Source organism: Streptomyces sp. NPDC001663, assembly GCF_042893105.1.
Taxonomy (GTDB): Bacteria; Actinomycetota; Actinomycetes; order Streptomycetales; family Streptomycetaceae; genus Streptomyces.
This window is the reverse complement of the sequence record NZ_JBIAUR010000025.1, coordinates 44,682-70,201: the sequence shown is the minus strand read 5'-3', so window position 1 is coordinate 70,201 and position 25,520 is coordinate 44,682. Positions and strand designations below refer to the sequence as shown.

Below are 25,520 nucleotides of genomic sequence, written 5' to 3'. Positions count from 1 at the left end.
CCTTTCGGCAGGGTGAGTGAGCTGGACGTGAGGTCGCCGGGCTACTGCACCGGCTGGTAGGCCGGGCCACCGTCGACCAGCAGTTGTTCCGCCTGGGCGAGGATCTGCTCGGGGTCCTGGTCGAGGTCGATCGTCTTGCGGAACGGCTGGCGCACGTCGCGCTCGATCCGCAGGTAGACCTCGTTGCGGTTGCCCTCGGGGTCGAAGAAGTAGATCCCGATCGCGTTGCCGTGGGTCACCTCTTGCTGGACCTCGATGCCTTCGGCCCGGAAGCGCCGATGGAAGTCGATGATCGTCTCCAGCGAGTCGACCCGCCACGACACCTGGTGGGTGAGCTTGACCCCGGGCGGTGCCGTCCGGCCGCGCTGCAGGACGAACTCGTGGTGCTCGTCCTCGGGGCGGGCCGAGTAGAAGACGATCCCCTGCTCCTCGTCCTCATCGGTGACGGTCAGACCCATGACGCGCTCGTAGAAGTCACGCATCTTCGCCAGGTCCTCGACCCAGAACCCGGTGTGTCCCAGACCGGTGATACCCATCATGTCTCCTTTTTCAGGACGGATGAACTGACTATCGAGACACTAGGTCGGGACTTCCAGCCTTGACAACCCCGGATCCGAGCGAGTGTCCTGTTTAACAAGTGAGCCGTCCCACTTATCAGGACACCTTCACCGATCGACCGCACCTAGCGAAAGCTGCGGCGATGTAATTAAACTGGACGGTACAGTGCAGATCAATGGATGGAGCATCATGGCTTTTCTCGAGGATCACGACTGGCAGGGGCGGATCTTCTCCGGCGGGTGGGTCGACGGCTCCGGTGAGCCCTACGACTCCGTCGAGCCGGCCACCGGCAAGACGCTGGGCCGCGTCGGTGCCGCCGCACCCGCCGACCTGGACCGAGCCGTGACACAGGCCGCACGGGCCCAGCGCGCGTGGGCGGCCCTGCCGTACATCGAGCGGGCACAGGTGCTACGGCGTGCCGCGGCCCTGTTCGAGAAGCACCAGGCCGAGATCGCGGACTGGATCGTGCGGGAGTCGGGAGCCCTGCGCCCGTTCGCGGACTTCCAGACCTCGAACGGCGCCGCCGAGGAGTGCTACGAGGCCGCGGCCCTCGCGGCGGCCCCCTTCGGCGAGGTACTCCGCTCGGTGGAGGACCGGCTGTCGTTCTCGCGGCGACGGCCCGTGGGCGTCGTGGGCGTGATCGCTCCGTTCAACGCGCCGATGGTGCTGGCCATGCGGGCGGTGGCGCCGGCGCTGGCGCTGGGCAACGCGGTCGTCCTCAAGCCCGACCCGCGCACAGCGGTCTGCGGGGGTGTCACGATCGCACGAGTCTTCGAGGAGGCGGGACTTCCCGAGGGGCTGCTGCACGTTCTGCCCGGCGGCGCCGACGTCGGAGCGGCGCTGGTGGACGATCCCCGGGTACCGGTCATCGCGTTCACCGGGTCGACCCGGGCCGGCAAGGCGATCGCCACGGCCGCGGCGCAGCGGCTGAAGCGGGTGCACCTGGAGCTGGGCGGCAATTCGGCCCTGATCGTCCTGGAGGACGCCGACCTGGAGAAGGCGGTGTCGGCGGGCGCGTTCGGCTCGTTCCACCACGCCGGTCAGATCTGCATGGCCTCCAGCCGGCACCTGGTGCACGCCTCCATCGCCGAGGAGTACACCGCACGGCTCGCCGAGCGCGCCGAGGCGGCGCCCGCGGGAGACCCGGCGACGGACGCGGTCGCCGTCGGTCCCATGATCGACGAGAGGCAGCTGCAGGCCGCCCACTCCGTGGTCACCGACACCCTGGCCGCCGGAGCACGACTGGCCGCGGGCGGAACCTACGAGGGCCTGGTCTACCGGCCGACCGTCCTGGCCGACGTCCCGCTGACCGCGCGTGCCTACACCGAGGAGATCTTCGGCCCCGTAGCGCCCGTCGTCGCCTTCCAGGACCTGGACGAGGCCGTCCGACTCGCCACCGACACCGAGTACGGTCTCTCCCTCGGCATCCTGACCGGCGACCCGGCCAGGGGTCTGGCACTGGCCGACCGTATCCCCACCGGGCTCGTGCACATCAACGACCAGACCGTCAACGACGAGGCCACCGTGCCCTTCGGAGGCATCGGCGAGTCGGGCAACGGCTCCCGTCACGGCGGCACCGCGGCCAACCTCGAGGCCTTCACCGAGCAGCAGTGGGTCACTGTCCGGGGCGAGATCCCCGGCTACCCGTTCTGATCCCGTCCGCCGGCCGGGATCCCTGCCTCCCGCCGGGATCCCGGCCCTCCCCTCAACCGAGTTCGCCGTCCGGCATCCCGAACCCACTTCCCATCACCCGCATTGGACATACCGATGAACGCAGTCGCCCCCCGATCCGGCCTTGTTCCGCCGGACCCGATGACGATCGCCCCACGCGCCGCGGCCACACCGCCGACCCCGCGCCGGCCCCAGGACGCGACCGGCTGGGCTTCCGACAACAAGTTCCTCGACGGGCCCTTCACGCCCTGGACGGAGGAAGACGCGGCCTACGACCTGGAGGTCGACGGCCAGATCCCCGAAGACCTCGCCGGAGCCCTGTTCCGCATCTCCTCCAACCCCCGCTTCCAGCCCCGCGATCCGGAGCGCTATCACTGGTGGGAGGGGGACGGCATGGTGTGCGGCATCTATCTGCGCGACGGCCGGGCCGCCTACCGCACCCGCTGGGTGATGACCGACTCCATGAAGTTCGAGGTCGAGCAGGGCGAGGCGGTCTACAGCGGTTTCGCCAACGGCGGCAGCACGGCGCCGCTCCCCCACGGCGCTCCGCCCGCGAAGAACGTCGCCAACACCAACGTCGGCATCTTCGACGACCACTTGCTGGTCTACTTCGAGGGCGGACTGCCGTACTCGATGCACCCGGAAACCCTGGAGACGTACGGCAGTTACGACTTCCACGGCGGCCTCGACGTGTTGTGCACCGCCCACTACAAGACCGATCCGGCCACGGGCGACATGCTCTTCTTCGCCGCGACCGGGCCGGTCATCACCTGGTACCGGGCGGACGTGAAGACCGGGCACGTCGTCGACAGCCACAGCTTCGACATCAAGGTGCCCGTGCTCATGCACGACTTCGCGGTCACCGAGAACCACGCGATCTTCTTCGTCACCCCGGCCCAGTTCCGCCTCGACCACATCATGCGGGGCGAGCCGGGCGTCGTCTGGGACGAGGCCTCGCTCCCCCACGGTGTGCAGATCGTGCTCATGAACCGCAGCACCCACCAGGTCACCTGGCACGAGGTCGGCGGCCACTGGGCCAACACCCACTTCTACAACGCCTACGAGCGTGGTGGGCAGGTCGTCGTCGACGGGCACCGCATCACCCGGCTGGGCACACCCGCCGACCGGCTCGACACCCCGGTCACCTCCCACTCCTGGTTCCCCCCGTCGCTCCCCCACCGCTGGCGCGTGGACCTGGCGACCGGCAAGGCCACCGAGGAGATGCTCAGCGGTCTCGCCGGCGAGTTCCCACGGATCAACGACGCCTACACCGGGCTGGAGCACCGCTACGGCTACTTCGTCACCACCCGCTCACTGGCCGCGGACACGATGAGTGACGGGCTGGCCAAGCACGACTTCCTGCACGGCAGCACCAGTGTCGTGGAAGGCCCCGCAGGGCTTACCAACCCCGGCGAACCGGTCTTCGTCGCCCGCGAGAACGCCCGCTCCGAAGACGACGGCTATCTGCTGTCCCTGTGGTGGAACCGCCTCACGGGCCTGTCCGAACTCCTTATCCACGACGCCGCCGACCTGGTCCGCACCCCGCTTGCCCGGGTCAAGCTCCCCAGCCGCGTCCCGTTCGGCTTCCACGGCAACTGGGCCGACCACGTGACCCTCGACCAGGCGGTCGCGGCACAGGGTGAGAAGACCGACTGACACGCAGCACACCCTGTGCCTCGTGAAGACGGGGGCCGACGGCGGATTCCGCCGTCGGCCCCCGTCTTCGCGCCAGCGCCGCCTCCTATCGCGCCGAAACACAGCGAGCCGGTCGCAGCGCGGCATCACCCGCGGTGCGACCGGCTCGCAGTCGTCCCAGGACTACGGTGCGCGCACCCAGCTCGGCGCCTCAGCAACGCTCTTGCGCAGGATCTGCAACGGATCGGTCCAGCGCAGCAGTTCGTCGAGCATGTCGGTCGCCGCCGCCTCCCGCGGCATCACCTTCAGCGTCGTCAGTAGCTGCTTGAGCACCTGTACCGAGCGCAGTGCGGCCGGAGGGCCGTAGTTGTACTCGGGCGTGACGAAGACGAAGGCGTCCGCCTCGTCCACCGTGGCGCTCCATGTACGGGTGTGCTCATGGGTGTACTGCCCCGTGCGCGGATGCGCCGGTTCGTCCAGGAGCGGGAGCCCGCGCTCGGCCAGGTCGACGAGTTCGACATCGAAGCCGCCGTGCTTCTCGGCGGCCTTCGCAGCCCACTGTGCGACGGGCGGCCCCAGACGGGCGGGACGGGTACCGCCGACCACCACGTGCAGGTTGGGCATGGCGAAGTCTTTCTTGCGGGTGAGGAACGAGTAATGGGTCAGATCCCTGGTCAGGCGGGCGGGCGCGGAGGCGGCACGGGGTGGCGAGGCGGAGCCGCCTTGGACACGCCGCTCCAGTGTTCGGCGAGCAGTCCCTCGCGCACCCGGAAGGCGTCGTAGACGAAGTACGGGTACGTGCCGCCGGCATCGGGGTCGGGTTGGGGCATCAGCCCGGCGCACACGACGATGTCTCCCTCGGCGACGAGCAGCACCGGTGGGTTGAGCGGCTCGGCCGGCGTCGGGAGGGGCCCGTCGGGGAACTGGTTGCGAACGAACTTCTCCAGCCCCGCGCGGCCGGCCGGGTACTGGGAGACGTGCTGGTGGTAGTCCTCGGTGACGAAGTCCTTGACGGCGTCGGGATTCTGAGCATTGAAAATGCAGCGGTAGAAATCGCATACCAGGCGTTTGTTCGCCTCGGTGTCGTTCCCGGAGGACGTCGACACGAGAACCGCACGCGATGGCGTGTCCGGTGCGGGCGGCTGCGGCGGGGCGACCTTGTTGACGGAGGGCCATCGCTCCGTGATCCGCCCGTCGCGGACTCGGAAGGTGGTGAATGTGTAGTAGTCGAAGGTGGCCCCGGGGAGGTCGGGATCGGGCTGCGGGAGGTATCGGCAGACGCAGACCAGATCGTTGTCGGCAATGGTGAAGACGGGCTGCGGCGGCGCAGCGGCGCCGTCCGGTCCGCCGGCCTCCGTCTCACGCGCAAAGCGGGCCCGCAGGTATTCGGTGTACGCCTGCCGGCCGCTCGGGACGTCCGCACCGTGCTGGACCAGTTCGGGGGCGACGTATTCGGCGACCGCGTCGGCGTCCCGAGCGGTGATGACGGCGGTGAAGAAATCTGCCACCAAGCGCTTGTTGGCGGCGGTCACGGAGTGGGGTGAAGGAGGCATGAGCGTGCTCGCTTTCGTCGAGGCCATCGCTGGGATGTCCGGGTGGTCCACGTCAGGCAGGCACTGCCGATCGCTCGCAGGTGACCAGGCGTCGGAACCGACTGCCGTGGAAGACCAAGGAGTTGGCCGCCGGCAGTGTCCGCAGACGCCCGACCTCCAGCAGCGCGATGGCGTGGTCGCCGGCGGGCAGTTCGGCGCGCAGAGTGCAGTCGAACCAGGTGATTGCGCCGTTGACGAACACGGCGCCCTGCTCGCCCGCCTGCCAGTCCACCCCCGCGAAGCGGTTCTCGTCTTTGCCCGCCAGGGCACGGCATACGGTGTCCTGGCCCTCACCGAGCACGCTCAGTCCCAGCCGTGGCAGTGCCCTGAGCCTGGGCCAGGTACGCGACGTGGTCTGCAGGCAGACCGAGACCAGCGGGGGCGCCAGGGACACCGAGGTGAAGGAACTCACGGCCATGCCCACCGGGTCGCCGTCGTCCATCCCGCATATCGCGATCACCCCGCTGGGGAGCAGCCGAACGCCTCCCGCAGCGCCTTCTCGTTCAGGGCCGCCGGCTCCGGCCGCCGCGCGATGTCGTCGGCCGAGCCCCCGGACACGCGGTCACCACGCTGCGTTTCGTACATGGAGATCACTTCTTTCCCGACAGCGGTGGCGGCAGGCCTCAGCCGACCTGGGGGAGGCCGCCGGCGAACATGGACAACGGCTCGAGTCCCAGGACCTGACGGCCACTGATCTCCGCCATCGGGTCGAACCGGATGGCGCCGTGGGTCGCCAGCACCCGCACGTCGCGCACGAAGCGCTGGATGGGGTTCTTCAGGCTCACCGTGGAGGAGCCGAGTGCGAGTTGCAGCCGGTCGATGGCGTCCGCGCACAGCCGGACGGCGTAGACGAGGTCCATGGTGATCTCGGACTCCTCCGCCGCCGTGAAGTCCTCCCCCGCGAGCGCCCGACGGTCCACCTCGTCCGCGTGCCGAAGAATCACGGCTTCGGCGGTATTGACCATGGCGCGCGCCGCCCCGGCGGACACCTGAGTGGACGGCATCTCCGCCACCGTCGGGTAGGGCAGATTGAACGGCTTGCGCGCCCTCGCCTGCTCGACGAAGCAGTCCAGCGTGCCGCGCGCCATACCGAGGGCGATCGCGACATTGCTGAGACAGGTGATGATCATCAGGGCCCGTGTCCCGTTGCGGAACCCGATGCCCGAGTAGCGCTCGCGGACGCGGTTCATGGTCGCGGGGAGGTCGGCCATGTCGAGGCAGCGATGCTCGGGGACGAAGACCTCTCCCTCTACGGCGATGCCGTTGCTCGACGTGCCCTTCAGCCCCATGACGTGCCAGTCGTCCAGGATCGTGTACTGCTCGCGCCGCAGGAGTGCCATCGCACGGTGGGGGCGGCCTTCCGCGTCCTCGTACCCCACGCCCACGACAGCCCAGGCGGCGTGCTTGCACCCGCTGCCGAAGGCCCACTTGCCGGAGACCATGAAGCCCCCTTCCACCGCTCGGGCCGACCCCACGACGGGGGAGAACACCGAGGCACCCACCGCCAGCGGGCCGACCCAGGTCTCGACCTCCTTGAACACCTCCTCGACGGCCTGCTCGGGAAATCCGAGAAGATTGCGGATGCCGCCGGACACGAACACGGTCCACGCGGCCGCCCCGTCTCCCTCCGCCAACGCGGCGGTGATCTCAACGGTGTCGCGCGCCCCCAGCGCGTCCCCGCCCAACTCCGGCGGAAGCATGATCTTGAACACGCCGGCCTCGTGCATCGCCTGCAGCGTCTCGGGCGTCAGTGCGCCGATCTCCTCTCCCTCCAGGGCATTGCGCCGCAGCAGTGGCACAAGGCCACGTGCCGCGTCCCGGATCACCCGGCCGCGGTGTCGTCCTGTCTCGGAAGACATCGGGTCCTGCTCACTCATCGAACTGCTCCTTCGGGGATTCGGGATACCGGCTCGGCGCAATTATTGAACTGCACTGTTCAGTACAGATTCGACGGTACGATAGGGTCGCAAAGAGGTCAACAGGCAAAGAGATATGGGCATCTGCGGGGTCAGCGGCCCGAGGAGGAGCGAGATGGCGGTCAGGGGGCGCCCCCGCACGGGAGCCGGGACCCGGAGCAAGAGAGAGGCCGCGCTCGACGCGGCGGTCACCCTCTTCCTCGACCGGGGCTTCGATCAGACGTCGATGGACGCCGTCGCAGCCGAGGCCGGAGTTTCGAAGACCACCGTCTACGCCCATTTCGGCGACAAAGTGGAACTTTTCCGCGCCGTGATCGAGCGTGGCAGCTCATCCCTGGACTTCGAGCTGGACCAGGCGATGCTCTCGTCGGTCGAAGACCCGCAGGAGAGGCTGACCCACATCGTCGCCAAGCTTCTCGAGGCGACGACCGAGCCGCAGCACCTCGCCTTCCTCCGGGTCCTGACCACGGAAGCCGCCCGCCGTCCCGAGCTGACCGAGGCAATGCGCTCATTCGGCGTGCCGCACGTCGTCGACATCGTGGCAGCCACCCTGCTGGAGGACGGTCAACGGCACGGCTACACCCTGCCGGACACCCATGTGTACGCTGCACTGTTTGTCCGCATGGCGGCGGCCGGGCTGCAGATGGACGCCCTTCTGAGCCCGGAGCCCCGCCATGACTCCGCCCAACTCACCGCGCACGCCCGCTGGACGACGACGCTCTTCCTGCGCGCCCTGCGGTCCCAGGACCCCGACGGCCTGCCCGAAGCACCGGTGCGCGATGCCAGCGACGCCTTTCCCTGGGGCGAGCCGCCCCACACGGACTGACACGGCCCACCACGTCGGCTCCTGACCCACCCGATCAGGAGCCGAACGCTCCGCCCGCACGCCGCCCGCGCACTTCACGCCCGGCGTGTGGGCTTCGTCGTATCAGGACACTTCAGGCACCCCTGAACGGCCGGACCCGCGAAAGAACCATGCCGCACAGGTCTTGACGCTCGAGCTGCACTGGACTGTACAGTTCAGCGTCTGGCACTCCGCGCCACGCGCAGCCGTCCGTGACTTGGCCGAACTCCAGGCCGACGGCGGGCGCCCCAGCCCACCCGAGGAAGGACGCCGATGTCCGTCACCCGGTCCGGCCCGAACCCCGCGCGGACTGTGCGACCTCGGACAGATCCAGGGCATGGCACTCGGCCGACCACCCTGCAGGGGGTTCCGGTCCGGGCGCAGCACACTGCCGAGCAGACCAGCCGTTACGCAGCGACGCTCTCCGTTCCGGCCGTCGCAAGCCTGCTCGGCCTCGTCCTTGCCGTCATGCTGCCGCGCCACCCCCAATCCGACCGGGCTGTTGCCTTGCCCGAGGACGAAAGTCCCGCCGCGGTTCCGGAGGCGGACCGGGCCCGACCGCGAGCAGACGGGACCGAAGAACCCGCCGTCGGCGCATGACCACCCTCGGCGATGCGCTTCACTTACCCACCAGGAGAAGACCCGATGCGTCACAGACCCCACCCATCCGCACCTCCGGATCACCACGACACGCAGAGCGGTTCGTCGGCTCTGCGACATGCGCGGCAGCAGGCCCTGCGACTGGACCGGGCCTTTCTGACGTCCAACGCGACCGGCCTCGCCGTCACGCTGGTTCTCGGCGCGACGGCCGGCGATCTGCTGGCCCGTAGGCTGCCCGGCACCCAGGTGACCGTGGGGCTGGTGCTCTACCTGGCCCAGGTGGCCTTGCTGCTGGTGACAGCCCGGCGCTTCGACCGTCGCAGCACCCGTCTGCTGGACCCCTGGCAGCAGGCGTACGCGCGGTCCGGCGCGGGAGCGGCCGACGGCCACACGGGGGACGCGAGATGACTGGCGGGACCTTGCACGCGGCCGCTTCCGCCAACCCGAATCATGTCTTGATCGGCTTCATGCTGTTCATGATGGTGACACTCTTCCTGACGGTCTTCTCCAGCCTGGAGGAGCACTCCGTGCGGGAGTTCTACACAGGCGACCGAACGTTGCCACCGTGGAAGAGCGGACTGGCACTGGCCGGGAGCTTCACGTCGACCTCCCTGCTGCTCACCGTCACAGGCGTGGTGGCGACCGCGGGCTTCGACGGCATCACCACGGCCGGCAGCATGTTCCTGTCCCTCGGGGTCCTCCTTCTCCTCGCCCGGCCGATCCAGCTGAGCGGCGCCTGCACCCTGGGCGAGCTCCTGTCGCTACGGGCGTCCGGAACGGCCCCCCGGATCGCCGCCGCAGTGGCCACGCTCGCCGTAGCAGGGCCGTTCCTGGTCGTGCAGCTGATGGCCGCCGGCAGCATCACCGCCTCCCTGCTCGGCTTCACCGGGGTCGGCATCCAGAAGATCTGCACCGTACTGATCGGCTGCTTGGTCGTCACCTGCGGAGTGCTCAGCGGCGCCAAGGGGCTCACCTCCGTGCAGATACTTGCCGTTACGGTGATCGGCACAGCGATGTTCGTGATCTGCACCTACGCCATCCGGGCGTTCCACGGGGACGTCGACGCCCTGATCGGCGCCGCCGCCGAGGGCAGCACCAGTCCGAGCCGGTATCTGTCCCCCGGCGGCACGATCGGCCTCGGGAGCAGCACACGCCTCGACTTCGCCGGAGGTCAGCTCGCGCTGGTCCTGGGCAGCGCCTGCATGCCGCACGTCCTCAGCCGGGTCTACGCGATGAAGGACCCGGCCACGGCGCGACGTTCCATCCGGTACGCGGCCGGTGTCGTCGCCTTTCTGTGCGCGGCACTGATACTGCTGGGATTCACGGCCGCGGCACGGATCGGCACTCGCGAGATCTTCAACGGACAGACGCACTCCGACGGCGCGCTGATGCTCCTGGCACGGAGCCTGACAGGGGGTACGGCGAACGGACTCGGCAACCTGATGTTCGCCGCTGTGGCCTGCGCCCTGTTCCTGTGCATTCTGTCGGTCGTCGGCGGCACCACGCTGGCTGCTGCCGGCGCCCTCGCCCGCGACTCCTACCACTACGTCGCGCGGCACAAGCGGTCAGGCCCGTCGGACGAACTGCGCACCGCCCGCGTCGCCGTGGCGCTCTTCGGCGCCCTCGGTATCGCGCTCGCGGTGATCGCCCAGGGCCACTCCGCCGGCTTCCTGGCCCAACTCGCCACGACCGCGGCGGCATCGACCGCGGCACCGGCCCTGCTGTACACCTTCTACTGGAGCCGGTTCAACCGCACGGGGCTGCTGTGGACGGTCTACGGCGGAACAACGCTGACGATCGGTCTGTACGTGTTCTCCTCTGCCGTGTCGGGCAGCCCGACGGCGCTGGTCCCGACGGCCGACTTCGCGTGGTTCGGCCGGAGCAACCCCGCCGTGATCTCCGTACCCGCGGCCTTCCTGCTGGGGTGGGCGGGCAGCCTGGTGGGACGGCGCCGTGACGGACGGACCCTGGCTCCGGAGGAGGATCCGCTCGCCGTCGATGCACTCCTGGTGACCGGTCGGCCGCTCGCATCCCGCGCTGTCACCGCGGATCCTTCCGCGCGCATCCGCTGAACTCCGCACGCACCGACCGCTGTGACGCTCCCCGGCCACCTCGAGCGTGGGTCGTCCGCCCGATCCCGTCCACACGTCCGCGGAGCCGCTGTCGCTCTCGGTCCCTGAGGGCCGCACGCCCGGACGCGCGGGATCAGCGGGGTTCCTGGCCGAAATCGGCTGCGGGCAGGACCAGGCGGAAGGTGCATCCGCGGCCGGGGGCCGTGTCGAGTTCGAGGCGGCCGCCGTGGCCCTCGGCGATGGTCGCGGCGATGGCCAGGCCGAGGCCGCTGCCGCCGTGGATGCGGGAGCGGGCGGGGTCGGCGCGGTAGAAGCGCTCGAAGACGAGCTCGGCGTCGACGGGTTCGAGGCCCGGCCCTTCATCCGTCACCTCGATCACGGTGATCGGCAGGCCCTCCGGCAGGGGCGGTGAAGCGGTGGTGCGTCCGGGCCGGTCCGTGCCTCCGGTTCCGGGACCCGCCTCGGTCGTGCCGACGTGCACGTGGACGCGGGTGCCCGGCGGGGTGTGGGTGCGGGCGTTGGAGAGCAGGTTCTCCACGATCTGACGCAATCGGTGCGGGTCGCCGACAGTCTCCGCGACGTCGAGTTCCTCGGCCCCGGTGGGATCGGCCGGGGTGCGCAGCGGGCCGAGGTCGACGGGGTGGGACTCGCTGTGGACCGCGGCGGCGCTGACGGCGTCCGCCGCGAGGGACAGCAGGTCCACCCGCTCCCTGCGGTAGGAGGGTTCTTTGTCCAGGGTCGCCAGCAACTGGAGGTCGTCGACGAGCAGACTCATGCGTTCCGCGTTCTGTGCGATGAACCGGTTGGCCTCGTTTCGTTCGAGGGCCGAGCGCGGTTCCGGGCGGAGGGCGAGTTGGGCGTAGCCCTGGATGGCGGTGAGCGGAGTGCGCAGCTCGTGCCCGGCGTCGGCGACGAACCGGCGAAGGCGGGCCTCCGAGGCCTCTCGGGCCAGCAGCGCCTTCTGCAGGCGGTCGAGCATCGAGTTCAGGACCCGGCCGAGTCTTCCGATCTCGGTACGCGCATCGGTGTCGGCCAACCGCAGATCGAGTCGGCCTGCGGTGATGTCCTGAGCCGTCCGTTCCATTCTGGTCAGGGGCAGCAGCCCCAGCCGAACCACCCACCGGCCCAGGGCGATCAGGGCGACGATCGTGACGACGAGCAGCACGGCGTTCAGCCACAAGAGCTTCGATGTGGCGCCGTCGACGGTGTCGAGCGGAAGGGTGACCACCGCGCTCATGCCGCCCGGACCGGGGTTCAGCAGCACCCGCCAGCGGCCGTCGCCACTGGTGGCGGGCACGGTTTCGGGGTGCCCGTCCTGCAGCCCGAGGTCCTCCGCGTGATCGGCCAACCGGGGTCCTGGCTTGGTCTGGGAGCCCAGGGAGTTGTGCAGACGGCGCCCGGAGGAGTCGTAGAAGTAGATGTGGAAGTCCGAGGGAAGCACGTCCTGCCGCTCCCCCGGGTCCGGGAGCCTGTCTTGGAGCGCGTCGTAGTAGGCGGGAGCCGGTGGATGGAACTCGACGAGCTGCTCGTCGACGCGGTCCAGCAGCCAGGAGCGAAGCACCACATAGCCGATCGCCTGGGAGGTCAGGACCGCCGCGGTGGCGAGGAGAGCGGCGCCGAGGACGAGGCGCCGTCGCACCGACTTGGGCAGCCGGGGCAGGAACCGGGTCACTGGTCCGACGTCCCTGCGTGGTCGCGGGGAAGCCGCAGGCAGTAGCCGACGCCGCGCACGGTGTGGATCAGTGGCGGCTCGAAGCAATCGATCTTCCTGCGCAGGTATCTGACGTACGTTTCGATGATCCGGGAGTCGCCGGCGAAGTCGTAGCTCCAGACGTGGTCGAGGATCTGGACCTTGCTCACCACCTGGCCCGCGTTCGACAGGAGGTAGGCCAGGAGCTTGAACTCGGTTGGCGACAGGGCGATGTACTGCCCTGCGCGGTATACCTCGTGGGCGCCCTCGTCGAGTTCGAGGTCGGCGTAGCGCAACACGCTGTGCACCGCCTGCCATTCGGCGGCCGGCGCCGTGCGACGCAGAATGGCCTCGATGCGCAGCAGCACCTCCTCGATGTTGAAGGGTTTGGCAACGTAGTCGTCCCCGCCGGCGCTGAGGCCGGTGATGCGATCGTTGGTGCCGGTGCGGGCGGTCAGGAACAGGATCGGACAGTCGTTGCCTGCCGCCCGCAGTCTGCGGGTCACCTCGAAGCCGTCCAGGTCGGGCAGCATCACGTCCAGCAGCACCAGATGCGGCTCCAGCCGTTCGACCTCCAGGAGGGCCGCCTGTCCGGTGTCGGTGCTGCTCACCTCGTATCCGGTCAGGCGAAGCGTTGCCTCCAGCAGGGTGCGAATGCTGGGCTCGTCCTCGACCACGAGGAGCCGATGTCGCGGCCGCGCGGCTGCGAGCTGCTCGGTCATGCGTCTGCTGGTCCGTTCTGCCGTGTCGCGACCGTCGTTCGGGCGTCGGTTACTTGGCGGCGCAGTCGTAGAGCACGTTGCCTCCCACGGATCCCATCGCACCGCCGCCGTTGTTCTGTGACGACGTGCCGGAGGTGCCGCCGTATGCCGACGCCGGAACCTTGGTGCAGTGGTCGGCGATCCAGTCGGAGCGCTGCTTGGTGTATCCGCCGGACAGGCCCGGCATGCCGCCGCCGTTCGTGTCGGAGCCCAGGATGTAGCGTAGTTCGCCGTCCTTGGTCCACTTCTCCAACTGGGCCACCGACGGCGCGTTGTCGCTGTTGGTGAAGCCGCCCATGCCGATGACGGTCTCGTCGGTGCCCAGGATGAAGGCGCTGGCGCTGAGGGCGCCGCCCTCGACGGCGAGCTTGATGCGTGCGTCGGGTGCGTGCTCGACGGCGTACTGGATGATCTTGCGCTGGTCGGCGGTGAGTTCCCCATTACCGAAGCCGCCGCCCCCTCCAGGGGCCCTTCCCGAGCCGGCGCCCGGGAACGAGGGTGTGCCGCGGTCGTTCGAGCCCGTTTCCCCGGGTGCACCGGGCATGCCGTTCGCTCCCCCTGTGGGCATGCCGGAAGGCACTCCGCCGGACGGAGGTTCAGCAGTCTGTCCCGAAGAGGCGCCGCCGCCGGGGAGGCCCGGCATGTTCGACGGCATTCCGGACGGCATGCCCGAGGGAAGGTCTCCACCGTTCGAGCCCTGCCGGGGAATGCCACCGCCTCCGCCGAAGCCGAGCGACTGCGGACCGGCCATCGGGTTGGAGCCCCCCATGCTGGTCGAGCCGGGTACGGTCACCGCCCACGCTCCCGGCGCCAGCAGAACCGATGCGACCGCGGCACAACCGGCGGCCGTCAGCAGTCGGCCACGGCGCCGTGACAGCACCAGCAGGACGACCGCGGCGCAACCGACCAGCAGCACGGGCCACACCAGCCAGCCGTTCCAGTCGGGCGCACGGCGGACCAGCTTCACGGCCCAGGCCACGCTCACCACGACCGCCGCCACGCCGACCAGAGGCGCCCAGCGCAGGCCGGCGCGGTGGACGCGGACGAGGGCTGCCGTCAGTCCGCCGCACAGGGCGGCGATCGCCGGGGCGAGCTGAGTGGTGTAGTAGGGATGGAAGATGCCCTTCTGGGTCGAGAACACGGCCCCGCAGACCACCAGCCAGGTCCCCCACAGCAGCCAGCCGGAGGCCGGCAGCACGGCGGAGTCGGACACCGTGCCGCGCCGACGCAGTACCGCGCCGACGGCGGCGACGACCAGAGCCAGCGCGCAGACCGGAAGCAACCAACTGATCTGGCCGCCCACTTGCGCGTCGAACAATCGGCGCAGGCCGGGTTGACCGCCGAATCCGCCGGCGAACCCGCCGCCTGATCCGCCCATCCCCTGGGGCGTTCCGTCGCTGGAGCCGAAGACCCTTCCCAGCCCGTTGTAGCCGATCACGAGGTCCCAGGCCGAGCCGTCCTTGCTGCCGCCGATGTAGGGGCGGTCGCCCGGCCACAGGGCGACCATGGCGACCCACCACAGAGAGGACGCCGCCAGGATGGCTCCCGCGCCCAGCAGACGCCGCACTCGCGGTATCCAGGGGCCGCTTCCTCCCACGAGCCAGGCGACGGCGAACGCAGGAATGACCATCCAGGCGGCGAGCATTTTGGTGAGGAATCCGCACCCGATCAGAAAGCCGCTCGCGCACAGCCACCAGGTCGCGGCCCGGCCCTCGGCCTGCAGCGCACGGGTGAGCGCGTACGCCGCCGACACCAGCAACAGGACCAGCAGGGTGTCCGGGTTGTTGTCCCGGTTGATGGCTACGGTGATGGGCGTCAGGGTGAGCACCAGAGCCGCGACCAGCGCCGCCCCCTCCCCCGCCCAGCGGCGCACGGTGCGGTGCAGCACCAGCACCCCGGCCACACCTTCGAGAACCTGCGGAAGGATCAGCGCCCAGCCGTGCATCCCGAAGATCTTGCTGCTGATCACCTGCGGCCACAGCGCGGCCGGGGGCTTGTCGACCGTGACCACGCCGGCCGGGTCGAAGGAGCCGAAGAGGAAGTTGGTCCAGCTCTTCCCCATCGACTTCACGGCTGCCGAGTAGTAGCTGTTGCCCCACCCCAGGGAGCCCAGTGCCCAGCCGTACAGGACGGCCGCGAGCACGAGGACGGCTCCCAGCGCCGCGGGTGCCGCCCAGGCGGGGAGCGAGCGGACGGACGTGCTCGAGCGGCTCCCGTCGTGTGCCGATGCCGCCGGTGCGGGCCTGATGTGCGCGGAGTTGCTCATGTCGGGATTCGCTCTCATCAACGGGTACGGCTACGGGGGTCGGCGAAGACGGCCATCCGCAGCACGGCGAAGCGCACGCAGGTGACCGCGACGGATGCCGTGGCGAGGACCGCGGTCTCCGCGGCCGGTGAGGCACCGGGATCGAGCCACTTGAACCACAGCACCGCCGCGGAGGTGACCAGATAGCCGAGGACGAACAGACCCCCGGCACCGAGGTGCGCACGTGCGGGCGAGGTGGTGGAGTACCGGAAGGTGAGGCGGCGGTTCGCCTCGGTATTGAGGACGGTAAGGGCGAACAGCGAGATCAGGTTGGCGACAGCCGGAGACCACCAACCGCGCAACAGCCAGTACAGCAAGGCCTGTCCGACCGTGGAGACGACACCGATCGCGAGGAAGCAGCCGACCTCCCACGACAGCACACCCCGTCGTGTGGAGGGGGCGAGGACGGCGTCGGGGTGTTCGGCGGCCGGCTCGGGACGCGTCCGCACCTCGACCCGGGCGGCACCGGACGCCTTGAGCCTCGCCATCCGCCACAGGCCCCGCAGGTCTTCCCTGGCGGTGCTCACCACATCCACCCGGGTGTCGACGTCCTCGACCCAGTCGACCGGGACCTCGTGGATACGCAGTCCGTTGTGCTCGGCGAGCAGGAGCAGTTCGGTGTCGAAGAACCATGCGTCGTCGCGGGTCACTTCCAGCAGTGGCCGGAGCACGTCCGTGCGGGCCGCCTTGAATCCGCACTGGGCGTCGGTGAAGCGGACTCCGTGGGTGAGCCGGATGATGCCGTTGTAGGAGCGGGAGATGAACTCGCGGCGCGGCCCGCGCACCGTGCGTGCGCCGGGGGCCAGCCGGGAGCCGATCGCGAGGTCCGAGTGGCCGCTGGCCAGGGGCGCGACCAGCGGGAGCAGTCCGTCGAGGCCGGTGGAGAGGTCCACGTCCATGTACGCCACGATGTCCGCGTCGCTGGCGCCCCAGACGGTGCGCAGCGCGAGTCCGCGCCCCTTGCGGTCCAGGTGGACGACGCCGACGCCGGGCAGCTCGTCCGCGAGGCGGCGGGCGGTGGCGAGGGTTTCGTCCGTGCTGGCGTTGTCGGCGACGGTGATCCGCCAGGGGAAGGGGAAGCCCTGGGACAGGCGGGCGTGGAGCGTGCGCAGACACCCGGGCAGGGCTCGTTCCTCGTTGTAGACCGGAACGACGATGTCCACCGTCGCGGTGCCGGCGTGTGGGAGAAGCGAACGTTCTACGGGCTGGAAGGGGGCGGGACGCTCCACGCGGGCGGCGAGTTGGGTGAGGTGGGGGGTGGGAGTCATGGCTTCCTCAGGCATGAGGGGACGGCAGACTGCGGCTCACAGGCCCTGGTCCAGGGCCGCGGCCTCACTGTTGCCGTCTCGCCTGTGGGGGTCGGGGGAGAATACCGAGAACTGACGGGGAGTCAGATCAATGGCTGAAAGTGCTCCCATTTCGCCGGGACCACGGCCGCACCAGGGTGTTCCGCAGCACCCGCACGCACCAGGCCCCCGAAGCGGCGGAGGGCGGGAGACAGCCCGGGGCCGCCTCCCGCCCCGACCGGCGGCACGCCCGCCGGGTCGGCGTCACCGAGCAGAGTGCCGAGGAACGACATCCGTGAGGCGCCGACGAGCCCCGGGAAGCCCGGATCCCGCACAGCGCCGAGTCGTGTTCCGGTCGTTAGGCAAAACCGAGTCACGACCAGCGAGGCGCGCCGGACGGGCGTCTTGGGCGCGGCCGGGCGGGCTCCTCCTGGGGGGAGCGTCACGTGAGGCTCCCTTCCTTGCCGCGGCCACGCCCGGCAGGTCCATCACCACGTCGGCCATCCGCTCGGCGGTCGGGACAACCGCGAACTCGCCGCCCTGCACCAGAACGACCCCGGTGTAGCCCTGGTGAGCGCGACAGTCGTACGACGGGAACTGCGCCCGCTGGAGCGGGCTGGGTGCGCGGCGGACGCCATCGCCGCCGGCGACTTCGCCCAGCGGCTGGCCGAGGCCTCCTCCTCGCCGACCACCGAGGTCGGACGCCTCGCCGAGGCGTTGAACGGGATGCTCGACCAGATCCAGGAGGCGCTCGCCGCCCGCGAGCGGTCCGAGGACCGGATGCGGCGGTTCGTGGCGGATGCTTCGCACGAACTGCGCCCGCCGCTCCAATCCCTGTGCGGATACGCCGAGTTGTACCAGAGCGGCGCCCTGCCAGACCGGGCTGCGGTGAACGAGGCGGTGGAGCGCATCTCGCCGAGATCCATCGCATGACGCGGCTGGTCGAGTCGCTGCTCATGCTCGCCCGCTTCGACGAGGAGGACGAGGCGGATCTGGAGCTGGTGGAACTGAGCCGGCTCGTACGCGACTGCTGCCTCGACGCCGCGGCCGTCGAGCCGTCACGTCCTGCCGAGGGCGCGCATCGAGCCGGACGTGACGGTCCTCGGGGACGCGACCCAGCTCCGGAGTCTGCTCGGCAAGCTGCTGCGCAACGTCCGCATGCCCACTCCTGCGGACGTGCCCTGCCACATCTCTCTGGGCACGACGGGAGTCGCTGCAGACCGCCGACAACACAGAGTCACGGCCCTGGCAGCCCCGTGATCGGTTTCTCGGAAATCTTGGAAGAGCCAGAGTTCGGCCGTCGCCGAGAGGCAAAGCCCAGTGCGTCCCAATGGTCTGGCAGTCAAACCCCAAAGGGCTGTTGGTTGAGGACCGCCGGAGCCGATGGACGCTACCGCACCGACGCGATGGCCTGGGCACCTCGAGAGCGACGCCTGTGACGGCGGCCATCACTACCGCCCGAGGGGAGCAAATCGCATCGATCTACCTGATGGCGGAGGAAGGGGACGGAGGGCTAGACTCGCGCAACCTACGCCATGGGGGTGGCCGGTATGCGACGGTGGGCCGAGTTCGTTCTGCGGCATCGCAAGGCGATTGTGGGGTTTTGGGGCCTGGTGCTGATCGCAGGCGTGTTGCTGGCCGGACGGACGACGGATCGGATGACGATCGACTTCTCGCTGCCCGGCCAGCCTGGCACTGTGACGGCGCACAAGATCGAGCACGCCTTCGGCAGCGGCGGCGACACCAGCCCGTACCTGGTCTCGGTCACGCTCCCGGCCGGGCAAACGATCTCCGGTCACGAGGCCGACGTCGGCCGGGTGTTCACGGCAGTCGGCGACGCGGTCCCGAATGTGCGGGTGATCGACGAGGCGAACACCGGTGACAAGGCCTTCCGGACCAAAGACGACCGCACCGCCTATGCGCTGGTGTTCTACCGATTCAACCCGTCACCGAGTCAGAAGCTGTTGACCGAGCCGATCCGCTCCGCGGCCGAGAAGGCCACGTCCTCCGGCGCGACGGTCGGAGTGACGGGTGAGGACGTTCTGGCCTCCGGAGGCGATGACAGTGGAGGGCCGGGAGTGCTCGGCGAGACTCTCCTCGGTGCCGTCGGCGCCCTCGCCGTGCTCGCCTTCGTCTTCGCCTCCTTCCTCGCCCTGCTGCCGCTGGTGGTAGCAGCGGTGTCGATCCTTGCGACCTTCGTGATGCTGCTGCCGCTCACCTACGCCACCGACGTGTCGTTCATCGTGCAGTTCCTGGTCGCCCTCATCGGACTGGGTGTGGCCATCGACTACTCGCTGCTGTTCGTCACCCGCTGGCGCGAGGAGCGCGACCACGGCCGGGACAACCACGAAGCGGTCGTGGTCGCGATGGAACGGGCCGGGCATGCGGTGGTGTTCAGCGGCGTGACGGTGGCCATCGGCCTGCTCGCCCTGGTCGTCCTCCCGGTGCCGTTCATGCGCAGCATGGGCTACGGCGGGGCGCTCATCCCGCTGGCGAGCGTGCTGACGACGCTGACCCTCACGCCGGCGATTCTGGGCGGCATCGGACCGCGGGTCGACTGGCCCAAGATCCGTCACGAGAACCGGGCAAGCCGCGCCTGGAGCCGGTGGACCGCCGCCGTGGTGCGGCACCGCTGGATCGCGGCCGGCGTCGCGCTCGCCGCGCTGGCGGCCCTGATCGGGGTCTTTTTCGGTGTCAAGATCGGCCTCGCCTCCTCGGAATCACTGGCCAAGAACGGCCCGGCGTACGAGACCCTGACCACGTTGGAACGTGGCGGTGTCCCGACCGGTGTGCTGACCCCGATGGAGGTCCTGGTCCGCACCGACCAGGCGCAGCCCGTTGCCGCCGAGCTGGCCAAGGTCGACGGTGTGAAGCGGGCGCTCGTGCCCTCCGGGCCGGCCGGCAACCGGGGCGGACAGAGCATCGTCGTGGTCATCCCGGACGACGAGACCGTGAACTCGCAGAGCATTGGCGTGGTCAAGCGGGTCAAGCACGCCACGGACGACCTTCCCGGGGTCGTCGGCGTCGCCGGCATCGGGGCGGCCCAGATCGACTTCATGCACGCCGTCTACGGCAACTTCCCGCTGATGCTCACGATCATCACGCTGCTGACGTACGTGCTGCTGGTGCGCGCCTTCCGCTCGCTGCTACTGCCCCTCAAGGCGGTGCTGCTCAACCTGATCTCGCTCGCCGCGACACTCGGCCTGATGGTGATCTTCTGGCAGGACGGTCACGGCTCCAACGCGATCTTCGGCATCGAGGCCACCGGCGCCATCACGTTCTGGATCCCCCTCATGGTCTTCGCATTCCTGTTCGGCCTGTCGATGGACTACGAGGTGTTCATCCTGTCCCGCATCCGCGAGGAGTACGACACCCCGCGATCGACCAACGCCGCCGTCATCGAGGGTGTCGGCCGTACGGGCCGGCTCGTCACCAGCGCAGCGCTGATCCTCTTCCTCGCCTTCGCCGCGCTCGCTTCCGGCCCCGGCACCGACCTCAAGACCCTGGCCACCGGCCTCGGCTTCGGCATCCTCCTGGACGCGACCATCGTGCGGATGCTGCTCGTACCCTCGCTCGTCTCATTGTTCGGCTCGTGGAACTGGTACCTCCCGGGCTGGGCAGCCCGTCCCCTGCGCGTCCAACCGTCCCACCCCCACCCAGAACAGGCACAGCCCGCCTCGAAGACACCCGTGGGCTGACCCATCAGCCCCCGGATCACCGACCGGACCTTGCCATGCAACGGCGGATCGCAGCCACCCTGGCAGTACACCCGGCACAATGCCCGCACGGCACCCGCAGCTCGCGTCTGCCTGCTCGAAGACATCCGCAGAAGGGACGACCATCGCCCTTGCCGCATTGCATGAGTGCGGTGATGCCCGCGGCCGTGCCGCCTGCCACGCCCGCACACACGACGACAGCCCCCACGTCCGGTCCCGCACCGTCAGTACCACAACGCAGCCGGCTCACCGACCGACCGGCCGGCCCGCCCAAGCAGCCCGCCCCCTCCACGCCGGAAATCTGCCCCACCACACCGCAGCCAAGGACAGCATCCACCACCCCGGCAACTCGACAGTTGAGGCCCTCGGCGCGAGCGGTGGCGCCCCTTCGGGCCAGGTGCGGGCACCGATCTCCTCCTCGAGCAGGGCCCAGAAGCTGTCCGCGGCGGCGTCCTCGAAGCATCATCCGGTGCGTCCGCAGCTCTGCCGCAGGCCCAACTCCCATATCCGGGCGAGAAATTAGGCCGACATGCATGCGCTTCCGCAATCGCTGTGGACCACGCAGCAGGGCTTCAGGTGGCCGCGACCATGGACCAAGCCCAGGGCGTCCAGGACTGTCGTGGGCAAGGGGCCCGACCGGTTCAACTGCTTCGTGCGTGCTGCTACCGGATTTCGACGGAGCACGAGGCGCCGGGGAACTCCCATCCGTCGGTGCCTTCGCCTATGTCCTCCACGATGACGTCGTCGACGAAGTGGTCCTCGAACTCGTCGTCCCGCCGTTCATGATCGCGATTGTGGTGCCCCTCGTGACTCTGCCGCTGAAAGTGATCCACAACCCCTTGCACGGCAGCTGAGCCCAGCACCCGTGCGAACACTATGACCGCAATGATCACGGCCGTAGCTTTGCCTCCTGCTCATCCTTAGCATCCTCCGCGCAGCGCAACGGTGCGCCGTGTGAGGACAAGGAGTCGCGCCTTGGACAGTCTGAGAACGCTTGCGCACATCCCCCGATGGCTGCGCTCCGGTACGCAGCGTCGGGTGGGGCTGGCCGCCTGCATTGCCACGGTCGCGGTCGGCGCCCTCACGAGCGCGCCGACCGCTCACGCCGACCCGGACAATCCGGTGATCACCGCCTGCCCGGCAAGCCTGTCAGGAACGGCCACGTGCTACACCGGCCAGGACAGCAACGCCGCGTACTACGCCATCGCCATCCCCAAGACGTGGAACGGCTCGCTCGTCGTGCATGCGCACGGCGGCCCCGACCTCGGCGACGGCTCGGACCCCCAACGCAGCATCGGAGACCTGGACCGCTGGGCGGTGATGGTGAAGGAGGGTTATGCCTGGGCCGGTTCGTCGTATCGCCGCGGCGGCTACGGAACTCGGATGGCCGCCAAGGACACCGAGAACGTGCGGCGCCTGTTCGTGAAGGAGTTCGGCACGCCGAAACGAACGTACGTGCATGGACAGTCCTGGGGCGGAGACGTCGCCGCCAAGGTGGTTGAAATGTACGGTTCGAAGCACGGACCGTACGACGGCGCTCTGCTGACAAGCGGTGTCCTGGCGGGCGGGTCGCGCGGCTACGACTACCGCGTCGACCTGCGTGTGGTTTACCAGTACTACTGCCACAACCATCCCCGCCCGACGGAACCGCAGTACCCGCTGTGGGAGGGCCTGCGTGCCGACTCGACGATGACCACCACCGGGCTGCGCGCCCGGCTGCAGGAATGCACCGGATACGCATCGGCCCCGCAGGATCGAACCGCGCTGCAGCAGCGCAATCTCGACGACATCCTGGCCGTGACCGGGATTCCGGAACGCACCCTGGAGTCTCATCTGCGGTTCGCGACGTTCACGTTCCGCGACATCGTGACCAACCGCCTCGGCGGCCGCAACCCGTTCAGCAACGAGGGCGTGTGGTACTCCGGCTCGCACGACGACAAGGCCCTCAACGCCGGCGTCGAGCGATTCACTGCCGATCCGACCGCCGTGCGCGATCTGTCCTACGACAGCGACCTCACCGGGAAGGTGTCGATCCCCATTCTGACGATGCACGCGATCGACGACCCGACGGCGTTCGTGGAACACGAGGCGGCCTACCGCGCCACCCTCGAAGGTGCGCACCGGGACCGGTACCTCGTGCAGACTTTCACCGGGGAGAGCGAGCACAGTGAGTTGAGCAACGCCGAATACGCCAACTCGATCACAACACTTGACCGGTGGGTGCGTACCGGCAGGAAGCCCACCCCGCAGACGATCGCAGCATCTTGCCCGGCGTTCGACCGCACATACGGCACCGGCTGCTTCTACAACCCGGACTTCCGCCCGACCCCCTACGCCTCACGAGTCAACCCTCGGCCGGGCGGCCTGAAATGGCCTGCCATGACCGCTGCCCAGGAAAAGACCTGGAGCCGGATCGACGGCGTCGGCATCGCTCCCTGAGGACCACCCCACTGGGTCGTGTGCTGTTGGCCAGCAAACTGGGCCCCACTCGGACGCGAGTCTCGCCACGGGACGTGGGTGCGTGGTCTCAGTTCGCCGGGTGGCCAGCGGGTTCGGTCCTCCTCGGGGAACTCCTCGTTCCCGTGGCTGCGGGCCAGCGGTCAGGTCGAGGGTCTCTCCCGCGTCGGCCTGGATCGTGGACGGGTAGGAGATCTCCTCGCAGTCGCCCTCACCCCTGCCGACGAGGACCGTGGCGATCCGGCGGGCCTTGGCATCGGTGGAGGACCCAGGTGAACCATGTTTCACGCTGGATGGACGCGATCTTGTCGAGGGGCACAGTTCACTGGGCAGTTGCCCCGCCATCGATGGGCAGCGCCGCGCCGGTGATGAAGGAGGCTTCGTCGCTGAGCAGGAAGGCGACGAGTCCGGCGATCTCGTCGGGGGTGGCGACGCGGCCGGTGGGGTTGGGTGCGTCGAGTTCAGTGATGGGTTGGTGTGGGGAGGCGCCGAGCAGCCGGCGGTACAGCGGCGTGTCGACGTTGCCAGTCACCAGGGTGTTGACCCGCACGCCTCGGTCGGCGCATTCCAGCGCCGCGGATCTGCTCAGGCCGACGACGCCGTGCTTGGCGGCGCTGTAGGGACCCAGACCTGGTACGGCAGCCACCCCGGCTGTCGAAGCATTGGTGACGATGGACCCGCCGCCGCTTGCGACGATCGCGGGGATCTGGTGCTTGAGGCCGTAGAACGCGGTTGTCAGGTTCAGCTCCAACTCCTCGTGCCAGGCCCGGCCCGAGACCTGGTCGAGCGGTCCCGGGGCGACGACACCGCCGGCGTTGTTGACCGCGCCGTGGAGATGACCGAACGTGGCGCAAGCGGCATGCACGGCAGCGGCCACATCGTCCTCCACGGTCGCGTCACAGGTGACGAACAGTGCTTCACCACCGCCGGCCCGGACCTCCGTGACGAGGTGTTCGCCGAGTTCAGTGCGCCTCCCGGCCGCGACGACCGCCGCACCCTCCGCCGCAACGCGCCGCGTCACCATGGCGCCGATCCCGGAGGTGGCGCCGATAACCAGCACGACCTTGCCGACCAGACGAGCCCGCTCCGGTGTCTCACGCTGCATCAGCACGCCCTCCGGGCAATGAACGGCGAAGGCAGGACGGGTGATCCGAACACCGGCGACGACAACCGGGGCGCCGAGTCGACGGGGTACCTGTCAGCCTAGAAGAGATCTGGCGTCGTAGGCGTCACATCATCGAGGAACGCGCTCACCATCGGCACCAGTACGGCTGACTCCCAGAAGATGCCGACATGCGTCGTCGGCAGAATCACCAAGCGCGCGGCCGGACCCCCTGCCCGCGACAATGCCGCGGTCGCATCGCCACCGCCGCGCAGCCTGAACATCGCCGGCGTATGCTCCGGCCTCACGTCATCCGTATCACCGGCGATGACCATCGTCTTCGCAGAGATCGATCGCATCTCCTCGTCGCTGATGTACTGGTCGTTGTTACCGAAGACCCTCATCTTCTCGAGGTAGACCGCCAACGCCGTGGCGTCCGGCGTGTGCGCCAAGAACGCCTTCTCGACGGGCGTACCGGCCCACGGCGTGCTGTTCTCCGAATTCTCGGCGCTCTCCACCACCGCCGGATACCAGCCGTCCCTGCGGTAGGCGGCCACAGCGTGACCAGTTTGTTGACCAGCGTCGGATGCCGGAGCGCGAGCTGCAGCGCGACCCCACCGCCTTGTGAGTAGCCCATCACGTCCGCACACTCGACCCTCAGCGCGCGCAGCAATCTCGCGGCATCGTCGGCGAAATGCGGCTAGGACAGCTCGCGCGGCGCGTCCGGCGTGCGGCCGTGCCCCTGCTGATGGAAGACGATCACGGTGCGCGTGCCCGCGAAGGCAGACACCCATGGCTCCATCAAGTCGGTGGCCATGTGCGCGCCAGAGATGAGCAGCAAAGGAGCCGTTCTCGACGTGCCGAGCTCCCCATACACCTCGTGGTAGAGGCTCAGACCGTTGATCGGCAGGTGACCACTGCGCGAAGGCTTCTACGCTTGTCCTGACTCAACTCAGTCATACGGTCACCTGGTGGCCGGCCCGGCGAAGCACTCCGACGGCTTCCTCGAGCCGGTCGGCCGGGACGAGCACGAGGTCTCCGTCGTAGCTCGCGGCGGTCCAGACCGGGAGCCCGCTGGCGGCGAGCGGCGCGACGATGGCGCTGAGCATCCCCGTCACCTCCGGGTCGTGCGCGTCATCGCCGTTCCACAGCGCCACCCATCCGCCCTCGGCCATGTCGTCGCGCAGCATCGCCGCACCTCCGTCCGGACCCAGCACCAGCGCGAGCAGGTCGGAGTCGGCGGCGACCGTGCGGACGTCGGACACCCGCCCGAGAACGAAACGGCCCTCGAGCACGCGTAGGTTCTGAGTTCGAG

22 protein-coding genes are annotated in these 25,520 nt (G+C 69.3%); 9 read left to right on the top strand and 13 right to left on the bottom strand.

Annotated elements, in window-relative coordinates:
* Positions 1–41: 41 nt before the first annotated feature.
* Positions 42–536, bottom strand: coding sequence for a VOC family protein (locus ACFY1L_RS49980; RefSeq protein ID WP_388841604.1), 495 nt, complete (start codon positions 534–536; stop codon positions 42–44).
* A gap of 211 nt (positions 537–747) precedes the next feature.
* Here ACFY1L_RS49980 and ACFY1L_RS49975 point away from each other — a divergent pair, with 211 nt between their 5' ends.
* Positions 748–2,211 carry an aldehyde dehydrogenase family protein gene (locus ACFY1L_RS49975; RefSeq protein WP_388841601.1) on the top strand — a complete coding sequence of 488 codons (1,464 nt, stop codon included), beginning with the start codon at positions 748–750 and terminating at the stop codon, positions 2,209–2,211.
* Positions 2,212–2,325: 114 nt separating this feature from the next.
* Positions 2,326–3,885 carry a carotenoid oxygenase family protein gene (locus ACFY1L_RS49970; RefSeq protein WP_388841598.1) on the top strand — a complete coding sequence of 520 codons (1,560 nt, stop codon included), beginning with the start codon at positions 2,326–2,328 and terminating at the stop codon, positions 3,883–3,885.
* A 162-nt stretch (positions 3,886–4,047) separates the two neighbouring features.
* Here the strand turns inward: ACFY1L_RS49970 and ACFY1L_RS49965 are convergent, their stop codons facing one another.
* From ACFY1L_RS49965 to ACFY1L_RS49945, 5 genes are read right to left on the bottom strand one after another with little or no spacing between them, the layout of a single operon-like run.
* Positions 4,048–4,488 (bottom strand): NADPH-dependent FMN reductase, encoded by a 441-nt coding sequence (locus ACFY1L_RS49965; RefSeq protein WP_388841595.1) that lies wholly within the window; start codon positions 4,486–4,488, stop codon positions 4,048–4,050.
* Between the two features lie 50 nt (positions 4,489–4,538).
* Positions 4,539–5,417 (bottom strand): nuclear transport factor 2 family protein, encoded by an 879-nt coding sequence (locus ACFY1L_RS49960; protein ID WP_388841592.1) that lies wholly within the window; start codon positions 5,415–5,417, stop codon positions 4,539–4,541.
* A gap of 52 nt (positions 5,418–5,469) precedes the next feature.
* Entirely contained in the window at positions 5,470–5,898 is a 429-nt protein-coding gene (locus tag ACFY1L_RS49955; RefSeq protein WP_388841590.1) for a flavin reductase family protein, read from the bottom strand.
* 14 nt (positions 5,899–5,912) lie between these two features.
* A complete protein-coding gene (locus tag ACFY1L_RS49950) occupies positions 5,913–6,041 on the bottom strand; it encodes a hypothetical protein (RefSeq protein ID WP_388841587.1) in 129 nt (42 codons plus the stop codon).
* A 38-nt stretch (positions 6,042–6,079) separates the two neighbouring features.
* Positions 6,080–7,333: an acyl-CoA dehydrogenase family protein gene (locus ACFY1L_RS49945; protein ID WP_388841584.1), complete on the bottom strand. Its 1,254-nt coding sequence runs from the start codon at positions 7,331–7,333 to the stop codon at positions 6,080–6,082.
* Between the two features lie 154 nt (positions 7,334–7,487).
* Between ACFY1L_RS49945 and ACFY1L_RS49940 the strand changes: the two genes are divergently transcribed.
* The 3 genes from ACFY1L_RS49940 to ACFY1L_RS49930 all read left to right on the top strand — a co-directional run bounded on the left by ACFY1L_RS49940 (position 7,488) and on the right by ACFY1L_RS49930 (position 10,888).
* Positions 7,488–8,198, top strand: coding sequence for a TetR/AcrR family transcriptional regulator (locus ACFY1L_RS49940; protein WP_388841581.1), 711 nt, complete (start codon positions 7,488–7,490; stop codon positions 8,196–8,198).
* Between the two features lie 663 nt (positions 8,199–8,861).
* Positions 8,862–9,224, top strand: a complete 363-nt coding sequence (locus ACFY1L_RS49935) for a hypothetical protein (RefSeq protein ID WP_388841578.1) — start codon at positions 8,862–8,864, stop codon at positions 9,222–9,224.
* The gene (locus ACFY1L_RS49930) at positions 9,221–10,888 is read left to right on the top strand and encodes a hypothetical protein (RefSeq protein ID WP_388841575.1); all 1,668 of its coding nucleotides are present in this window, start codon (positions 9,221–9,223) and stop codon (positions 10,886–10,888) included. The genes ACFY1L_RS49935 and ACFY1L_RS49930 overlap by 4 nt, the downstream gene beginning before the upstream one ends.
* Positions 10,889–11,021: 133 nt before the next feature.
* Here the strand turns inward: ACFY1L_RS49930 and ACFY1L_RS49925 are convergent, their stop codons facing one another.
* The 4 genes from ACFY1L_RS49925 to ACFY1L_RS49910 are packed head-to-tail and all read right to left on the bottom strand — an operon-like array spanning position 11,022 to position 16,912.
* Entirely contained in the window at positions 11,022–12,560 is a 1,539-nt protein-coding gene (locus tag ACFY1L_RS49925) for a sensor histidine kinase (protein WP_388841572.1), read from the bottom strand.
* Entirely contained in the window at positions 12,557–13,300 is a 744-nt protein-coding gene (locus ACFY1L_RS49920; RefSeq protein ID WP_388841570.1) for a response regulator transcription factor, read from the bottom strand. Before ACFY1L_RS49920 ends, ACFY1L_RS49925 begins: the two co-directional genes overlap by 4 nt.
* Before the next feature lie 49 nt (positions 13,301–13,349).
* Positions 13,350–15,605, bottom strand: coding sequence for a glycosyltransferase family 39 protein (locus ACFY1L_RS49915; protein WP_388841567.1), 2,256 nt, complete (start codon positions 15,603–15,605; stop codon positions 13,350–13,352).
* 17 nt (positions 15,606–15,622) lie between these two features.
* Positions 15,623–16,912 carry a glycosyltransferase gene (locus ACFY1L_RS49910; protein ID WP_388841564.1) on the bottom strand — a complete coding sequence of 430 codons (1,290 nt, stop codon included), beginning with the start codon at positions 16,910–16,912 and terminating at the stop codon, positions 15,623–15,625.
* A 588-nt stretch (positions 16,913–17,500) separates the two neighbouring features.
* Between ACFY1L_RS49910 and ACFY1L_RS49905 the strand changes: the two genes are divergently transcribed.
* From ACFY1L_RS49905 to ACFY1L_RS49890, 4 genes are all read left to right on the top strand, one after another.
* Positions 17,501–17,863 (top strand): HAMP domain-containing protein, encoded by a 363-nt coding sequence (locus ACFY1L_RS49905; RefSeq protein WP_388841561.1) that lies wholly within the window; start codon positions 17,501–17,503, stop codon positions 17,861–17,863.
* A gap of 617 nt (positions 17,864–18,480) precedes the next feature.
* Complete coding sequence (locus ACFY1L_RS49900) at positions 18,481–20,628, top strand: MMPL family transporter (protein WP_388841558.1); 2,148 nt, start codon at positions 18,481–18,483, stop codon at positions 20,626–20,628.
* Positions 20,629–21,302: 674 nt separating this feature from the next.
* On the top strand, positions 21,303–21,500 hold the full coding sequence (locus ACFY1L_RS49895; protein WP_388841555.1) for a hypothetical protein: 198 nt from the start codon (positions 21,303–21,305) through the stop codon (positions 21,498–21,500).
* A 130-nt stretch (positions 21,501–21,630) separates the two neighbouring features.
* Positions 21,631–23,085, top strand: a complete 1,455-nt coding sequence (locus ACFY1L_RS49890; protein WP_388841872.1) for a hypothetical protein — start codon at positions 21,631–21,633, stop codon at positions 23,083–23,085.
* Positions 23,086–23,425: 340 nt separating this feature from the next.
* Here the strand turns inward: ACFY1L_RS49890 and ACFY1L_RS49885 are convergent, their stop codons facing one another.
* The 3 genes from ACFY1L_RS49885 to ACFY1L_RS49875 form a co-directional block, all read right to left on the bottom strand.
* Positions 23,426–24,208: an SDR family NAD(P)-dependent oxidoreductase gene (locus ACFY1L_RS49885; RefSeq protein WP_388841552.1), complete on the bottom strand. Its 783-nt coding sequence runs from the start codon at positions 24,206–24,208 to the stop codon at positions 23,426–23,428.
* 98 nt (positions 24,209–24,306) lie between these two features.
* Complete coding sequence (locus ACFY1L_RS49880; protein WP_388841893.1) at positions 24,307–24,762, bottom strand: hypothetical protein; 456 nt, start codon at positions 24,760–24,762, stop codon at positions 24,307–24,309.
* Between the two features lie 399 nt (positions 24,763–25,161).
* The gene (locus tag ACFY1L_RS49875) at positions 25,162–25,500 is read right to left on the bottom strand and encodes an ACT domain-containing protein (protein ID WP_388841549.1); all 339 of its coding nucleotides are present in this window, start codon (positions 25,498–25,500) and stop codon (positions 25,162–25,164) included.
* Positions 25,501–25,520: the final 20 nt, after the last annotated feature.

What these genes read in the sequence shown, in the direction of transcription:
- ACFY1L_RS49980 (WP_388841604.1), bottom strand. Translation starts at nt 536, where the DNA reads ATGGGTATCACCGGTCTGGGACACACCGGGTTCTGGGTCGAGGACCTG.
- ACFY1L_RS49975 (WP_388841601.1), top strand. Translation starts at nt 748, where the DNA reads ATGGCTTTTCTCGAGGATCACGACTGGCAGGGGCGGATCTTCTCCGGC.
- ACFY1L_RS49970 (WP_388841598.1), top strand. Translation starts at nt 2,326, where the DNA reads ATGAACGCAGTCGCCCCCCGATCCGGCCTTGTTCCGCCGGACCCGATG.
- ACFY1L_RS49965 (WP_388841595.1), bottom strand. Translation starts at nt 4,488, where the DNA reads ATGCCCAACCTGCACGTGGTGGTCGGCGGTACCCGTCCCGCCCGTCTG.
- ACFY1L_RS49960 (WP_388841592.1), bottom strand. Translation starts at nt 5,417, where the DNA reads ATGCCTCCTTCACCCCACTCCGTGACCGCCGCCAACAAGCGCTTGGTG.
- ACFY1L_RS49955 (WP_388841590.1), bottom strand. Translation starts at nt 5,898, where the DNA reads ATGGACGACGGCGACCCGGTGGGCATGGCCGTGAGTTCCTTCACCTCG.
- ACFY1L_RS49950 (WP_388841587.1), bottom strand. Translation starts at nt 6,041, where the DNA reads ATGTACGAAACGCAGCGTGGTGACCGCGTGTCCGGGGGCTCGGCCGAC.
- ACFY1L_RS49945 (WP_388841584.1), bottom strand. Translation starts at nt 7,333, where the DNA reads ATGAGTGAGCAGGACCCGATGTCTTCCGAGACAGGACGACACCGCGGC.
- ACFY1L_RS49940 (WP_388841581.1), top strand. Translation starts at nt 7,488, where the DNA reads ATGGCGGTCAGGGGGCGCCCCCGCACGGGAGCCGGGACCCGGAGCAAG.
- ACFY1L_RS49935 (WP_388841578.1), top strand. Translation starts at nt 8,862, where the DNA reads ATGCGTCACAGACCCCACCCATCCGCACCTCCGGATCACCACGACACG.
- ACFY1L_RS49930 (WP_388841575.1), top strand. Translation starts at nt 9,221, where the DNA reads ATGACTGGCGGGACCTTGCACGCGGCCGCTTCCGCCAACCCGAATCAT.
- ACFY1L_RS49920 (WP_388841570.1), bottom strand. Translation starts at nt 13,300, where the DNA reads ATGACCGAGCAGCTCGCAGCCGCGCGGCCGCGACATCGGCTCCTCGTG.
- ACFY1L_RS49915 (WP_388841567.1), bottom strand. Translation starts at nt 15,605, where the DNA reads ATGAGCAACTCCGCGCACATCAGGCCCGCACCGGCGGCATCGGCACAC.
- ACFY1L_RS49910 (WP_388841564.1), bottom strand. Translation starts at nt 16,912, where the DNA reads ATGACTCCCACCCCCCACCTCACCCAACTCGCCGCCCGCGTGGAGCGT.
- ACFY1L_RS49900 (WP_388841558.1), top strand. Translation starts at nt 18,481, where the DNA reads ATGCGACGGTGGGCCGAGTTCGTTCTGCGGCATCGCAAGGCGATTGTG.
- ACFY1L_RS49885 (WP_388841552.1), bottom strand. Translation starts at nt 24,208, where the DNA reads ATGCAGCGTGAGACACCGGAGCGGGCTCGTCTGGTCGGCAAGGTCGTG.